Origin of the sequence: Salmonella sp. SAL-020 (assembly GCF_017372215.1) — a bacterium.
GTDB classification, from domain to species: domain Bacteria; phylum Pseudomonadota; class Gammaproteobacteria; order Enterobacterales; family Enterobacteriaceae; genus Salmonella; species Salmonella enterica.
On record NZ_CP071690.1, the window covers coordinates 198,934 to 212,025 of the forward strand.

The window sequence follows — 13,092 nt, forward strand, 5'->3', positions numbered from 1 at the left end:
TGAAGGGTATATAAATCAAAAGTGCACTGCGCCCATTATTGATCTCTTCAATAACGAAGCGATCTCCTGCAGTATTTCAGAACGTCCAACTATGCCGATGATCGATGACATGCTCATGAAGGCATTTGCCAGACTTGATGCGGGTACCAATCCGGTTCTTCATTCAGATCAGGGCTGGCAATACCGTCATTGATGGTACCAGTATCAGTTACGAGAGTTTGGCATCATCCAAAGTATGTCCCGCAAAGGCAACTGCCTTGATAATGCCTGTGCAGAATGTTTTTTCGGGACTTTAAAATCAGAAAGTTTTTACACCAGTAAATTTAAGGATATTGATGAACTTAAGATAGCTATTGAGGATTACATACGATACTACAATACTCGACGAATTAGCCTTAAATTTAACGGACTCAGCCCGGTTGAATAGCGCCTAAAGAGCTATCCAGGCAGAAATTAACAAGGTCTGTACAGGGATGCTATCAGGAAACCTGAACGTTGGTGGATACGGTCACGCAAATGTCTGCTATGAGCGAGGAACGGACGCCCTATTTCACAAAAATTAGTATTGTTCTACAAGTAACTCTCACAATGAGGTTTTATGAAAATCAGAAGGTTCAGTAATGGGGATGAAATATCGTTATTCAGAGTTTTTTTCTCATCTGTACATACGATCGCATCACACTACTACACACGTGAACAAATTGATGCCTGGGCCCCAGCAGATATCGACCTGGAGCGATGGGCCAATCACATTAAGGAATTACAACCTTTTGTTGTAGAGCTGGATGGTGAAATAGCTGGATATGCAGATGTTCAACCAAATGGATACATTGATCATTTCTTTGTATCAGGAACCTATTCAAGACAGGGGGTAGGGACACTACTGATGAATTGCATTCATGAGGAAGCCAGACAGCGTGGAATTAGTGAACTTACTTCAAATGTAAGTAAGGCTGCGGAAGTGTTCTTTCTACGACACGGCTTTCATATAGTGGAGCGAGGCTTTCCTATTTGCCGTGGAGTGACATTACAAAATGCTCTGATGAGGAAATGTTTGGCGAAATAATAGTCAGCCTGCAGAAAGGCAGCATTGTTCTTTTGCCTTGTTGAACTCAGTAAACCGCTACAATGAGCAATTTCCGCTTCTGGCACAAAGCGAACATCAGTATTCAAAAAATGAAAAACGACGACTTGATGTATACCGTTTGCTATACATGGTGGTTGTGCTATTCTTGTAAAGCAAATGCTATACAAGGGGTGTCTCATGAAATCAGATGTTCAACTTAACCTTAGAGCTAAGGAATCGCAGCGGGCGCTCATTGATGCAGCTGCGGAAATCCTTCACAAGTCACGTACAGATTTCATTCTGGAAACGGCCTGCCAGGCTGCCGAGAAAGTGATCCTTGACCGCCGTGTATTTAACTTTAACGATGAGCAATATGAGGAGTTCATCAATCTGCTTGATGCACCAGTCGCAGATGATCCCGTTATCGAAAAACTGCTGGCAAGGAAACCTCAGTGGGACGTGTAACAGCACCAGAACCTTTGTCCGCTTTTCATCAGGTAGCTGAGTTCGTCAGCGGTGAAGCTGTGCTCGATGACTGGTTGAAGCAAAAGGGCCTCAAAAACCAGGCTCTCGGAGCGGCCAGAACATTTGTGGTGTGCAAGAAAGACACGAAGCAAGTAGCCGGTTTTTACTCTCTGGCCACCGGTAGCGTCAACCATACAGAAGTGACAGGCAACCTTCGGCGTAACATGCCAGATCCCATCCCTGTCATTATACTTGCCCGTCTTGCTGTCGATCTCTCATTCCATGGAAAAGGGCTTGGTGCTGATTTACTTCATGATGCAGTGCTTCGTTGCTATCGGGTTGCCGAGAATATTGGTGTACGTGCAATCATGGTTCATGCACTTACCGAAGAAGCCAAAAATTTCTACATTCACCATGGTTTCAAATCATCACAAACTCAGCAGCGAACATTGTTCCTTAGGCTCCCTCAATAGAATGCAAAGACTGTTATGTTCAAATCGCTATAAGCGATAATTTGATAGAACGTCTAAGGTTAAATTCAGGAAGAATACGACGAACAAAATATTGATGAGACAGGAATCCGCGTGATGCAAGAAAGCAACGGAATGGATAATTCGATTGCGGACAATGTTATTTAGTTATAGCCAGAAACAAAAAAGAGCCCATGTATTAAATGGACTCTTTCGCTGATGCCTCGGTTAATCTGTCCAGGTTTTTGGGGTCAGTACAAAGTGAGCCCACCTCCGCCATTCTTGTGGCGTTATGCATTCTCAAGGCACTCTGTTAATTTTATCTTGTTGGCGTTTTATAGGCCCGATAACCCATTATGTTATCGGGCATTTTTTAACGTAATGGTAATTCCGTCAGACAGGTCTGGCTGTCATCTTTGGTGGCAATGGCATGTGACGCCGTTTTACCGTTGTAGCTTACTTCCAGCGTCCCTTCCATATTGCGCGGTAGCCAAACACCGATAAATCCGTTTCGATAGCTTTGCATCTCTTTTTGTACGATGACAGCGCCTTTACTGTCTGTCACTTTTACAGTGAACGGTTTATTCGGCATTTCTCCCTGACAGCCGGAAAGGCTGTGGTTAAAACAGGGGTGTGTCCGCCATTCATAGGGCGCAAAAGAGAGATAGAATTTGTCGCCTAACGGCAGCGTATAAATCTGCTCTCCGTCAGATAATTTGAGCTCGGTACTGGTAATCGACGCGGAGTAAGGCAAAGGACGGCTCTGCGGCGTCTGATCAATCGTATCCACGATCTGCTCAACCGTTTTTCCCGCCAGCCCATGTTGCGCCAGAAAAGCGGATTCTGAGGATGCCGCAAGCGCGGAGCCGCTGGCGCATAAACCCAAAAGTAATAACCATGATGATTTCGACATAACTTCAATTCCTTGTGAACAATCTCCTTGCCTACTATAGGGGTTCCCCTAAGGGAAAGGTCAAAGGGACGCAGGGTAAAGTAATGCAAAGTTATGCTGGGGGAGAGGGGGGAATTGGAATAAAAAAAATCCCCGCCATCAGGCAGGGATTCAAAATTCTGAGCTTTTTAAGCTTACAGGCTGGTTACGTTGCCAGCTGCCGGGCCTTTAGCGCCGCTTTCGATGGTGAAGGAAACTTTCTGACCTTCGTCCAGAGATTTGTAACCATCGTTCTGAATAGCGGAGAAGTGTACGAACACGTCTTTAGAACCGTCATCAGGAGTAATAAAGCCGAAGCCTTTATCAGCGTTGAACCATTTTACGATACCAGTCATTTTACCGGACATAGTGTATTACCTTTTAAAAAATAAGTGTGCCTTTCGGCGTTATGGCGTGCTTTACAGATTTTTTAAGCGTTAAGGAAATGCGCACTACGAGGGGTATCTAATGGATAACTCTTGAAGGGACTTGCCTTACTAAACTGCTTTAATGGTCTGTACGTCAAACCGTTGAGCACATTAACTCATGTAATGCCGGGCGATGCAACTTTTATTTTACTTTATTTCTCCAGGCCAGTAATCGGGCGGGGAAAACGGTCCTTGCGCAGGACCGTTAAAACAGAAAGGGGTAAAAATTACTCCATCAATTGCTTACTTAAGCGTGGGTTCGCCTGTATCAGGCGCATCAATTTAAGCTCTGCTGGCGTGGGTTTTTCGCGTTTCGATTCCCATTCCTGAACCATGGCAACCGTTACGCCCAGCGCTCTGGCGAATTCATCTGTTTTTAGTCCCGTTCCTCTCCGTAACTGTTCAAATTCGGTAAAAGGATTGGGTTTTTGCGTCAGGGTGATCTTTCGCGTTTCATCTTTAAAAACAATTTGTTCCAGGCTGCTCAGCAGCTCAAACATCGGATCTTTATATTCCATTGAGAACTCCTGTAAATCACACAGCGGGATCGTGAAATGCATCGAAGCCTCTTAAGAATAGTCGGGAAACTTGCGGGTGGGGGGCGACGCGCCGCCAGGAAGCGCTATCGATTCGTTTCGATGCCTTACGCTACGCGACTTTTAGGACGCTAACAATTTGATCCAGGAAGGTATATCCGTCTTTCAGAAAATAATTGTAAAGATTAAAAAAATATTACATCCCCCGCTGGAAAGCTTTCTTGCCGCGTTTTTTATCGCAGTGTCAGGTCAAAAATTAACAATAAAATAACAAATTAAGCATTGATGCAGATAAACATAATTTTCCGCTACAAGATCGCGTGGAAAGGGTATCCTGCAAGCCTGACCTGGACTATCCTTGTAAGCCGTCAGGCACGCAGGTGTCGTTGTGCGCATTTTTGGGTGAAAGGAGTATTAACAATGGCGACAGGTAAGTCCTGCTCTCGCTGGTTTGCGCCTGTTGTGGCGTTATTAATGGTGTTTAGCCTGAGCGGGTGTTTTGATAAAGAAGGCGATCAGCGCAAAGCGTTTGTCGATTTCCTGCAGAATACAGCAATGCGTAGCGGAGAGCGTTTACCAACGCTGACGGCCGATCAGAAAAAACAGTTTGGTCCGTTCGTGTCTGATTACGCGATACTGTATGGCTACTCGCAGCAGGTAAACCAGGCGATGGATTCCGGTCTGCGCCCGGTGGTCGATAGCGTTAACGCCATCCGCGTTCCGCAGGATTATATGACGCAACGCGAGCCGCTGCGGCAGGCAAATGGTTCGTTAGGCGTGCTGGCGCAACAGTTGCAGAATGCAAAACTGCAGGCTGATGCCGCGCATGGCGCGTTAAAGCAGGCCGATGACCTGAAACCTGTGTTTGATCAGGTCTACAAAAAAGTAGTCACCGTGCCGGCAGATGCTTTGCAGCCGCTGATCCCGGCGGCGCAGATCTTTACGCAGCAGTTGGTACAAGTGGGCGATTATATTGCGCAACAGGGCGAGCAGGTGAGCTTCGTCGCGAACGGCATTCAGTTCCCGACCTCACAGCAGGCCAGCCAATATAATGCGCTGATTGGGCCGTTGGCCTCGCAGCATCAGGCGTTTAATCAGGCCTGGACGGCGGCGGTAAACGCAACCCAGTAATGACAGTCTGCCCGATAAGCGCAAACCAGCGCTTATCGGGCCTGTAGCGCTATCCCGCCGCCTGCGGGTTGACGCAGTTCTTCTCTATTTTTCCCTGCAGCGCATCAATCAAATTATCCACCGCACAGGCCATCATGTTGTAGCGCGTCTCATGCGTTGCCGAGCCAATATGCGGCACCGCGACGACATTAGACATGTTCAGCAGGGGCGAATCCACAGATAGCGGTTCCTGTTCAAAGACATCCAGACCTGCCGCATATATTTCACCGTTTTGCAGCGCGGCAATCAGCGCGTTTTCATCGACCACCGGGCCGCGTCCGGCATTAATAAAAATGGCGGACGATTTCATTCTGGCAAACTGTGTTGCGCCAAACAGATGTCGCGTTTCTGCCGTTAGCGGCAGGATCACGCAGACAAAATCAGCCTCCTGCAACAACGTATCCAGATCGCAGTAGCGGGCGTTAAACCGGTCCTCCGCCTCCTGATGCCGCCGACGGGCGTGATAGAGAACCGGCATGGTAAACCCAAAGTGCGCTCGCTGCGCCAGCGCCATCCCGATACGCCCCATCCCAACGATACCGAGTGTTTTGTGATGCACATCGACGCCAAACCATGCCGGGCCAATGCTTTCTGTCCATTCACCCGCCTTAACCCGTTCTGCGACGTCCACCACGCGGCGGGCAGTGGCCAGCATCAATGCCATCACCGTATCGGCAACGGTTTCCGTCAAAACGGCAGGCGTGTGCATCAGGACTATTTTGCGGGCAGTAAGGGCGTCCACCTCGACATTATCGTATCCCACCGAGATGGTTGACGCCGCGCGTAGCGCCGGCATTTTTTCCAGCAGCGCGCGGTTAACGGTTTCGCTGGCGCCCAGAAGGCCTTGCGCGCTGGCAAATGCCTGCGCGTGTCGCGCTACCGTTTCCGGATGCAGGTTCGGTACCTGGGTGACGGTAAAATGCGCCTCCAGGCGATGCAGCAAATCATCAGGCAGGGTTTTGTAGAGAATGATGGACGGCTTCATGCGACTCTCCGTAAATCAAAAGGTAAGCGCGGCATGCGCCAACCGGAACAGGCTTATTATTAACCCGCTTAGCAATAATCGACCAGCCGATTTTCCCGTTGTCGGCAGCCGTATCGTGGTAAATGGTGAATGAATACCGAATAATGCGAGGTGTATCCGGTCTGGCGAGGGAATAATGCAGGCCGGGTAAAGCATGCCGCCTTACCCGGTACGGTAGTTTACTGCAATGGACTCAAGGTAATTTCGACGCGGCGGTTTTGCGCTTTACCTTCTGCCGTACTGTTGCTGGCGATCGGGTTCGCCGGACCCATTCCGCTGGTACGGATACGGCTGGCGTCAACGCCCTGGGTGATCAGCGAACTGGCGACGGAGTCAGCACGCTGCTGCGACAGACGCATATTCAGATCGTGGCTACCGGTGCTGTCGGTGTAGCCCACCACATTGACGGCGGTCTTGGGATACTCTTTCAGCACCATCGCCACGCCGGTCAGCGTGTTAGCGCCTGCCGGTTTCAGCGTCGCGCTGCTGCTGTCGAAGGTGACATTATTCGGCATATTCAGAATGATATTATCGCCGCTTCGCGTCACGCTAACGCCTGTGCCCCGCATTTTGTCACGCAGTTTCGCTTCCTGTACGTCCATGTAGTAACCCACGCCGCCGCCCAGCGCCGCGCCAGCCGCCGCGCCAATCAGCGCGCCTTTACCGCGATCTTTTTTGGAGGAGGAGAGCGCGCCGATGCCTGCGCCGACCAGCGATCCAATACCCGCGCCAATGCCGGATTTACCTGCTTCGCGTTCGCCGGTGTAAGGGTTTGTTGTGCAGCCAGATACTGCCAGGGCGCCGCTCACGATGGCAGCAATCACAAATACACGTTTTTTCATCTTAAATCCTTATCACTTTTTTATTTTTACCACAGCGACCGTGGCGGTTGATTATGACGTCTGCACATGAAGAAAATTCCAGGGAAAACTCTGAAATTTGTAAGTAACATTGATCGGCAAAATAAATAATCCCAATAATTCAGGAGCGAACCTTGACCCACGCACCATCGCGTCATTCGGTATTGACCGCCGCACACTGGGGGCCAGTCCGCGTTGAAACCGACGGAGAACGCATTTTTGCCTCGTATGGCGAACTCCCGACGGCACACCAGAACTCCCTGCAAACCGTTGTGCATGACCAGGTGCACAGTAAAACGCGGGTTCGCTTCCCGATGGTGCGTAAAGGGTTCCTGGCTTCTCCCGATAAGCCGCAAGGCATACGCGGGCAGGATGAGTTTGTTCGCGTAAGTTGGGATGACGCGCTGGACCTGATCCACGCTCAGCACAAACGTATTCGCGAAAGTTATGGGCCATCGTCCATCTTCGCCGGCTCCTACGGTTGGCGTTCGAACGGCGTATTGCATAAAGCGGCTACACTATTGCAGCGTTACATGGCGCTGGCGGGAGGGTATACCGGCCATCTTGGCGATTATTCCACCGGCGCGGCGCAGGCTATCATGCCTTATGTGGTGGGTGGCAACGAGGTTTACCAGCAGCAGACTAGCTGGCCGGTGGTGCTGGAACACAGCGAGGTGGTGGTGCTCTGGAGCGCGAACCCGCTGAATACTCTGAAAATTGCCTGGAATGCCTCGGATGAACAGGGGCTCGACTATTTTGCGGCGTTGCGACAAAGCGGCAAGCGCCTGATCTGCATCGATCCGATGCGATCGGAAAGCGTCGACTTTTTTGGCGATAAGATGGAGTGGATCGCCCCGCATATGGGCACCGATGTGGCGTTAATGTTGGGGATCGCCCATACGCTGGTGGAAAACGGTTGGCAGGATGAAGCGTTCCTTGCCCGCTGCACAACGGGTTATGACCGCTTCGCCGACTATCTTTTGGGCACGACCGACGGTACGGCCAAAACAGCGGAATGGGCGGCGGAAATTTGCGGCGTTTCTGCGGTGAAAATCCGCGAACTGGCGGAAATATTTCATCATAACACCACCATGTTGATGGCCGGTTGGGGAATGCAGCGTCAGCAGTTCGGCGAGCAAAAGCACTGGATGATCGTTACGCTGGCCGCAATGCTGGGGCAGATTGGTACGCCTGGCGGCGGGTTTGGTTTTTCTTATCATTTTGCTAACGGCGGAAACCCGACGCGCCGCGCCGCCGTGTTAGCCTCGATGCAGGGAAGCATCCCTGGCGGGGTCGATGCGGTAGATAAAATACCGGTGGCGCGTATTGTCGAGGCGCTGGAAAACCCCGGTGGGTTTTACCAACACAATGGGATGGATCGCCGCTTCCCGGATATTCGTTTTATCTGGTGGGCGGGCGGCGCGAACTTTACCCATCATCAGGATACCAACCGTCTGATTCGCGCGTGGCAAAAACCGGAACTGGTCGTTATCTCGGAATGTTTCTGGACGGCCGCCGCGAAACACGCGGATATTGTTCTGCCTGCGACCACCAGCTATGAGCGTAACGATTTAACCATGACCGGCGACTATAGCAATCAGCATTTGGCGCCGATGAAGCAGGTCGTGTCGCCCCGGTGGGAGGCGCGGAATGATTTTGACGTTTTTGCTGAACTGAGCGAACGGTGGGAAGCCGGCGGTTACGCTCGGTTCACCGAAGGAAAAAGCGAGCTGGCGTGGCTGGAGACTTTCTACAATATTGCCGCCCAGCGTGGCGCCAGCCAGGGGGTGACGCTGCCGCCGTTTGCCGCATTCTGGCAGGCTAACCGTTTACTGGAGATGCCGGAAAATCCCGCCAACGCGCAGTTTGTGCGCTTCGCGGATTTTCGCCGCGATCCTGATAACCATCCGCTAAAAACGGCCAGCGGCAAAATCGAAATCTATTCTGCGCGCATTGCCAGCTATGGTTATGCGGATTGTCCCGGTCATCCGATGTGGCTGGCGCCGGATGAGTGGCACGGGAACGCCGATGCGGGGCAGGTTCAGCTACTTTCCGCGCATCCGGCGCACCGTCTGCATAGCCAGCTTAACTACAGTTCGTTACGGGAGCGGTATGCGGTGGCCGGACGCGAACCGGTGACGATTCATCCGCAGGATGCGACAACGCGCGGAATCGTCGATGGCGATACGGTACGCGTCTGGAATCATCGCGGGCAGGTTCTGGCGGGCGCGGTCGTTACCGACGGAATTCGGCCTGGCGTTATCTGTATTCACGAAGGCGCATGGCCGGACCCTGAACCTACCGCAGGCGGCATATGCAAAAACGGCGCGGTAAACGTCCTGACAAAAGATCTTCCCAGTTCCCGGCTGGGGAACGGTTGTGCGGGCAACACCGCGCTGGTCTGGTTTGAGAAATATACCGGCCCGGCGCTACCGCTTACGGCGTTTGATCCGCCTGCCAACTCATAATCCAGGTGGGGTGGGCGGTATCCTCCTGCCAGGCGCTATCTTCAATACGAAAACCAAGCGCATGGTAGAAGTTTACGGCGGATTGATTTTTCTGGTAAACCTCAAGGCTCAGCAGAGGAAAACGTTGCTGGACATATTCCAGAAGCGCTTTGCCAATGCCGTGTCTTAACGCGTCGGGGGCGACAAACAGCGCCCCGACAAAACGGGCTTCCAGTACGCTGACGAAGCCTTTCAGTTGTCCATTTTCCTCCCATACCCAGGTTTGTGCGGCGGGTAAATAGACGTCGCGTACAATTGCTTCGCTCTCGTGCCAGTAACGTTCTTCGATAAAGGGATGGGCATAAATGGTACTTTTCATCCACAGCGCCAGAATAGACGCCATGTCTTCACTCTGGGATTTGCGAATCATGTTTTTCTCCCGGATGGCAAAAACAGCCGGTAATATGGTCGTTGACCAGTCCGCACGCCTGCATAAAGGAGTAACAGATAGTCGTACCGACAAACTTGAAACCACGTTTTTTCAATGCCTTAGCAAGCGCATCGGACGCAGGTGTTGAGGTGGGGATCTTATCCAGGCTGGCCGCCTGGGTGATCTGCGGCTGGCCATCAACGAATGACCAGACAAAATCGGCGAAAGACTCGCCGTTTTGCTCCATCGCAAGCCAGGCGCGGGCGTTACTGATAATGGCCTGAATTTTACCGCGATGTCGTATGATGCCCGTGTTCTGCAGCAGGCGTTCAACATCCTCCTCCTGCATAGCTGCGATGCGTACCGGGTCAAACTGATGAAAACAGGCGCGATAGTTCTCTCTCTTTTTAAGCACGGTGATCCAGGATAAACCGGCCTGTTGACCTTCAAGACAGATCATTTCAAACAGCTTTCTGCTGTCAGTTTCCGGTACGCCCCACTCGTTATCATGATAGGCAATATAAAGGGGGTCCTGGCTGACCCAGTCGCAACGCTGCATAGACTTCCTCGTTATTGTGGTTACCGCGAAAATTTCCTTCAACCCGCCTTGACGGGCCCGCTAAAAGGACAATAGTTAATACAGGGCTGATGCCCGACATCCTTCATTCAATGACAATAATATCGCCGAATTCGGCTCTACTCTGGAGTCGCGTTGATGATTGTAAGAAAACGCCGTGGTCGCCGGACGTTGTGTTGTCTGGCGGGCCTTATGGCCTGCTCGTTTTTTATCAATACCACGTATGCCTGGCAACAAGAATATATCGCTGAAGCGGCTCCGGGGCATACGACGGAACGCTATACCTGGGACAGCGATCACCAACCGAATTACAACGACATACTGGCCGAACGTATTCAGTCTACGCAAAATACAGTGGGGCCGGTGCTTAGCCTGGCGGATGAAACCCCGCTTGATGCGACCAGCGGTATCAGTATGGGCTGGAATTTTCCGCTTTCCCGACGCGTGACCACTGGGCCGGTCGCGGCGCTGCATTACGACGGTTCGACGTCATCAATGTATAACGAATATGGCGATAGCGCGACGACATTAGCGTTTACCGATCCGTTATGGCACGCCAGCGTCAGTACGTTAGGCTGGCGGGTAAACTCGCAGTTCGGCGATGTCCGTCCCTGGGCGCAAATCAGCTATAACCAACAGTTTGGGGAGAATATCTGGAAAGCGCAGTCCGGGTTGAGTCGTATGACCGCAGGAAATCAGGCGGGAAACTGGCTGGATGTCACCGTAGGCGCGGACGTGTTACTTAACCCGCACCTGGCGGCGTATGCGGCGTTTTCCCAGGCGGAAAATAGCGCTACGGATAGCGATTATTTGTATACCCTGGGGGTGAGCGCCAGGTTTTAACTTAAAAATTATAATCGAAACGCAGTGATAACAGCTCTTGTGGCGGAAGTAGGGTGCTAACCTTCTGCGTTATCTTTGCGCTGTTAATTATCTCGCTGGCACTTTCCACCACTATTCGCCAGCCGCAGTGGGAGGGGGTTAGCGAAGCGTCTGCGTAACACATGCAACACCAGGCGTACAGCGCACCCATTTGGTGCCCTTTTTTTTATTTAGCACAAATACCTAATCAATTGTAGTTAAAAAAACGTCTAATAAATAAGGAAGACATTTAACTTATTTATGAATAGGAAGAAATAATATATTAATTATATTAATTTATTCTTAATAAAAAATTACATTTATGTACGCTGCATTTGTAACATATTGATTTCTATTCTTTTTAAGATTAACTAACAATTGTTTTTATATATACTAATTATAGTATCCAATACCCACCTCTATACACTCCATTTCCTCACAGAATGCAGATAATCCTAAGGATGCGTTCTATTATCTACCGTCATAAATGGAGTTTTTAATGAAAAAGGTTGTTTTTGCTCTGTCTGCTCTCGCTGTAGTTTCCACTTCTGCTTTCGCTGCTGAATCTGGTGACGGCACCATTAAATTCACCGGTGAAATCGTTGACGCGCCATGCGTCGTTTCTACTGACTCTCAGAACCAGGAAGTTGTGCTGGGTCAGGTTAAGAAAAATATCTTCAAAGCCATTGGCGACAAGTCTTCTTCTAAGCCTTTCCAGATCAAACTGGAAGACTGTGACATCACCTCTAATACCAAAGTTAACGTAAGCTTCAATGGCGTTGGTGATACAGACGATGCGACACTGGTTTCTGTTAACACTGAAGCAGGTGCGGCAACTGGCGTGGGCATCGGTATCTACGACAACGCTAACAAGCTTGTTGAAATGAACACCGGTAAATCCACCACTACGTTGGCTGCTGGTCAGACCGTGCTGTACTACACCGCTAACTACGTTGCAACAAAAGATACTGTAACCACTGGTTACGGTAACGCAGAAGTGGACTTCAACCTGTCCTACGAATAATCGAATTTTCGTTAATACAGACAATCATAATGGCAACGGAAATCCCGTTGCCATTTTTTCCAGCGGAGGCTCAGGAAGAGAATCATGAACCGCTCACGTTTGATATCTTGCACAGCACTGGTGCTGGCGTTGATTGCTCAAAACAGTTTTGCCGGAGGCGTGGCATTAAGCAGCACGCGTGTTATTTATGACGGTAGTAGAAAGGAAGCTTCTCTTACGGTAAATAATAAAAGCACCACGGATGAATTTCTCATTCAGTCATGGATTGATGATGCTAACGGTAATAAAAAGACGCCCTTTATCATCACTCCACCGTTATTTAAATTAAGCCCGACTAAAAATAACGTTTTACGTATTGTTAATACGACGAACACGTTACCGCAGGATCGCGAGTCCGTTTATTGGATTAACGTAAAAGCTATTCCTGCCAAAAGTGAAGACGCGGAAGCTAAAAACGTACTGCAGATCGCCGTACGTACCCGCTTAAAACTGTTCTATCGCCCGGCGGGCCTGAAAGGCAATAGCATGGACGGCTGGAACAAACTGCAGTTCACCAGCGCAGGGGCTAACCAGATCAAAGTGGAAAACCCATCTGCCTTTAACCTGACGTTTAATAAATTTTATGCCAACGGCCGTGATATTGAAAAAACGGGAATGGTTCCGGCAAAAGGCTCATTGAATATTGAACTGCCAGCCGGCACCGGCAAGGTAAGCGAAGTTAAATACAACATTATTAATGACTTTGGCACGGCTGGCGACATGTTGACACAGCGCGTTAACTAACGCGTTTTAAAGGATTATTA

At 50.2% G+C, this 13,092-nt stretch carries 15 protein-coding genes and 1 pseudogene; 9 read left to right on the forward strand and 7 right to left on the reverse strand.

What is annotated here, in order from left to right:
• Positions 1 to 28: 28 nt before the first annotated feature.
• From J1G48_RS23195 to J1G48_RS00930, 4 genes and pseudogenes are all read left to right on the forward strand, one after another.
• Positions 29 to 427: pseudogene (locus J1G48_RS23195) on the forward strand (IS3 family transposase); the annotation flags it as partial.
• Between the two features lie 171 nt (positions 428 to 598).
• Positions 599 to 1,066 (forward strand): GNAT family N-acetyltransferase, encoded by a 468-nt coding sequence (locus J1G48_RS00920; RefSeq protein ID WP_000702452.1) that lies wholly within the window; start codon positions 599 to 601, stop codon positions 1,064 to 1,066.
• A gap of 177 nt (positions 1,067 to 1,243) precedes the next feature.
• Positions 1,244 to 1,531 (forward strand): DUF1778 domain-containing protein, encoded by a 288-nt coding sequence (locus tag J1G48_RS00925; protein WP_000965886.1) that lies wholly within the window; start codon positions 1,244 to 1,246, stop codon positions 1,529 to 1,531.
• Entirely contained in the window at positions 1,519 to 2,004 is a 486-nt protein-coding gene (locus tag J1G48_RS00930) for a GNAT family N-acetyltransferase (RefSeq protein WP_000533912.1), read from the forward strand. The genes J1G48_RS00925 and J1G48_RS00930 overlap by 13 nt, the downstream gene beginning before the upstream one ends.
• Positions 2,005 to 2,374: 370 nt before the next feature.
• Here J1G48_RS00930 and cueP read toward each other — a convergent pair whose 3' ends face one another.
• From cueP to J1G48_RS00945, 3 genes are all read right to left on the reverse strand, one after another.
• Complete coding sequence (gene cueP, locus J1G48_RS00935) at positions 2,375 to 2,914, reverse strand: copper-binding periplasmic metallochaperone CueP (RefSeq protein WP_000047147.1); 540 nt, start codon at positions 2,912 to 2,914, stop codon at positions 2,375 to 2,377.
• Positions 2,915 to 3,087: 173 nt separating this feature from the next.
• Positions 3,088 to 3,300 (reverse strand): RNA chaperone/antiterminator CspA, encoded by a 213-nt coding sequence (gene cspA, locus J1G48_RS00940; protein WP_000014594.1) that lies wholly within the window; start codon positions 3,298 to 3,300, stop codon positions 3,088 to 3,090.
• Positions 3,301 to 3,587: 287 nt separating this feature from the next.
• Positions 3,588 to 3,878, reverse strand: a complete 291-nt coding sequence (locus tag J1G48_RS00945) for an HTH-type transcriptional regulator (RefSeq protein ID WP_000455790.1) — start codon at positions 3,876 to 3,878, stop codon at positions 3,588 to 3,590.
• Between the two features lie 438 nt (positions 3,879 to 4,316).
• Between J1G48_RS00945 and J1G48_RS00950 the strand changes: the two genes are divergently transcribed.
• Positions 4,317 to 5,027 carry a DUF3053 domain-containing protein gene (locus tag J1G48_RS00950; protein ID WP_000190524.1) on the forward strand — a complete coding sequence of 237 codons (711 nt, stop codon included), beginning with the start codon at positions 4,317 to 4,319 and terminating at the stop codon, positions 5,025 to 5,027.
• Positions 5,028 to 5,076: 49 nt separating this feature from the next.
• On the opposite strand, the gene ghrB is transcribed toward J1G48_RS00950, so the two are convergent.
• Both ghrB and J1G48_RS00960 read right to left on the reverse strand, forming a co-directional pair.
• Positions 5,077 to 6,051: a glyoxylate/hydroxypyruvate reductase GhrB gene (gene ghrB / locus J1G48_RS00955; RefSeq protein ID WP_000804678.1), complete on the reverse strand. Its 975-nt coding sequence runs from the start codon at positions 6,049 to 6,051 to the stop codon at positions 5,077 to 5,079.
• A gap of 218 nt (positions 6,052 to 6,269) precedes the next feature.
• The gene (locus J1G48_RS00960) at positions 6,270 to 6,932 is read right to left on the reverse strand and encodes an OmpA family lipoprotein (RefSeq protein WP_000747548.1); all 663 of its coding nucleotides are present in this window, start codon (positions 6,930 to 6,932) and stop codon (positions 6,270 to 6,272) included.
• Between the two features lie 152 nt (positions 6,933 to 7,084).
• On the opposite strand from J1G48_RS00960, the gene J1G48_RS00965 reads away from it, so the two are divergent.
• A complete protein-coding gene (locus J1G48_RS00965; RefSeq protein ID WP_000148453.1) occupies positions 7,085 to 9,418 on the forward strand; it encodes a molybdopterin guanine dinucleotide-containing S/N-oxide reductase in 2,334 nt (777 codons plus the stop codon).
• Here the strand turns inward: J1G48_RS00965 and J1G48_RS00970 are convergent.
• On the reverse strand, positions 9,387 to 9,827 hold the full coding sequence (locus tag J1G48_RS00970; RefSeq protein ID WP_000619902.1) for an N-acetyltransferase: 441 nt from the start codon (positions 9,825 to 9,827) through the stop codon (positions 9,387 to 9,389). The genes J1G48_RS00965 and J1G48_RS00970 overlap by 32 nt on opposite strands.
• On the reverse strand, positions 9,805 to 10,386 hold the full coding sequence (gene tag / locus J1G48_RS00975) for a DNA-3-methyladenine glycosylase I (RefSeq protein ID WP_001188418.1): 582 nt from the start codon (positions 10,384 to 10,386) through the stop codon (positions 9,805 to 9,807). The genes J1G48_RS00970 and tag overlap by 23 nt, the downstream gene beginning before the upstream one ends.
• 156 nt (positions 10,387 to 10,542) lie before the next feature.
• Between tag and J1G48_RS00980 the strand changes: the two genes are divergently transcribed.
• From J1G48_RS00980 to lpfB, 3 genes are all read left to right on the forward strand, one after another.
• Positions 10,543 to 11,247, forward strand: coding sequence for an autotransporter outer membrane beta-barrel domain-containing protein (locus J1G48_RS00980; protein ID WP_000637059.1), 705 nt, complete (start codon positions 10,543 to 10,545; stop codon positions 11,245 to 11,247).
• Between the two features lie 517 nt (positions 11,248 to 11,764).
• Positions 11,765 to 12,289: a long polar fimbria major subunit LpfA gene (gene lpfA, locus J1G48_RS00985; protein ID WP_001519917.1), complete on the forward strand. Its 525-nt coding sequence runs from the start codon at positions 11,765 to 11,767 to the stop codon at positions 12,287 to 12,289.
• 84 nt (positions 12,290 to 12,373) lie between these two features.
• Positions 12,374 to 13,072 (forward strand): long polar fimbrial chaperone LpfB, encoded by a 699-nt coding sequence (lpfB, locus tag J1G48_RS00990; RefSeq protein WP_001082123.1) that lies wholly within the window; start codon positions 12,374 to 12,376, stop codon positions 13,070 to 13,072.
• Positions 13,073 to 13,092: the final 20 nt, after the last annotated feature.

What these genes read in the sequence shown, in the direction of transcription:
- J1G48_RS00920 (WP_000702452.1), top strand. Translation starts at nt 599, where the DNA reads ATGAAAATCAGAAGGTTCAGTAATGGGGATGAAATATCGTTATTCAGA.
- J1G48_RS00925 (WP_000965886.1), top strand. Translation starts at nt 1,244, where the DNA reads ATGCTATACAAGGGGTGTCTCATGAAATCAGATGTTCAACTTAACCTT.
- cueP (WP_000047147.1), bottom strand. Translation starts at nt 2,914, where the DNA reads ATGTCGAAATCATCATGGTTATTACTTTTGGGTTTATGCGCCAGCGGC.
- cspA (WP_000014594.1), bottom strand. Translation starts at nt 3,300, where the DNA reads ATGTCCGGTAAAATGACTGGTATCGTAAAATGGTTCAACGCTGATAAA.
- J1G48_RS00945 (WP_000455790.1), bottom strand. Translation starts at nt 3,878, where the DNA reads ATGGAATATAAAGATCCGATGTTTGAGCTGCTGAGCAGCCTGGAACAA.
- J1G48_RS00950 (WP_000190524.1), top strand. Translation starts at nt 4,317, where the DNA reads ATGGCGACAGGTAAGTCCTGCTCTCGCTGGTTTGCGCCTGTTGTGGCG.
- ghrB (WP_000804678.1), bottom strand. Translation starts at nt 6,051, where the DNA reads ATGAAGCCGTCCATCATTCTCTACAAAACCCTGCCTGATGATTTGCTG.
- J1G48_RS00960 (WP_000747548.1), bottom strand. Translation starts at nt 6,932, where the DNA reads ATGAAAAAACGTGTATTTGTGATTGCTGCCATCGTGAGCGGCGCCCTG.
- J1G48_RS00970 (WP_000619902.1), bottom strand. Translation starts at nt 9,827, where the DNA reads ATGATTCGCAAATCCCAGAGTGAAGACATGGCGTCTATTCTGGCGCTG.
- tag (WP_001188418.1), bottom strand. Translation starts at nt 10,386, where the DNA reads ATGCAGCGTTGCGACTGGGTCAGCCAGGACCCCCTTTATATTGCCTAT.
- J1G48_RS00980 (WP_000637059.1), top strand. Translation starts at nt 10,543, where the DNA reads ATGATTGTAAGAAAACGCCGTGGTCGCCGGACGTTGTGTTGTCTGGCG.
- lpfA (WP_001519917.1), top strand. Translation starts at nt 11,765, where the DNA reads ATGAAAAAGGTTGTTTTTGCTCTGTCTGCTCTCGCTGTAGTTTCCACT.
- lpfB (WP_001082123.1), top strand. Translation starts at nt 12,374, where the DNA reads ATGAACCGCTCACGTTTGATATCTTGCACAGCACTGGTGCTGGCGTTG.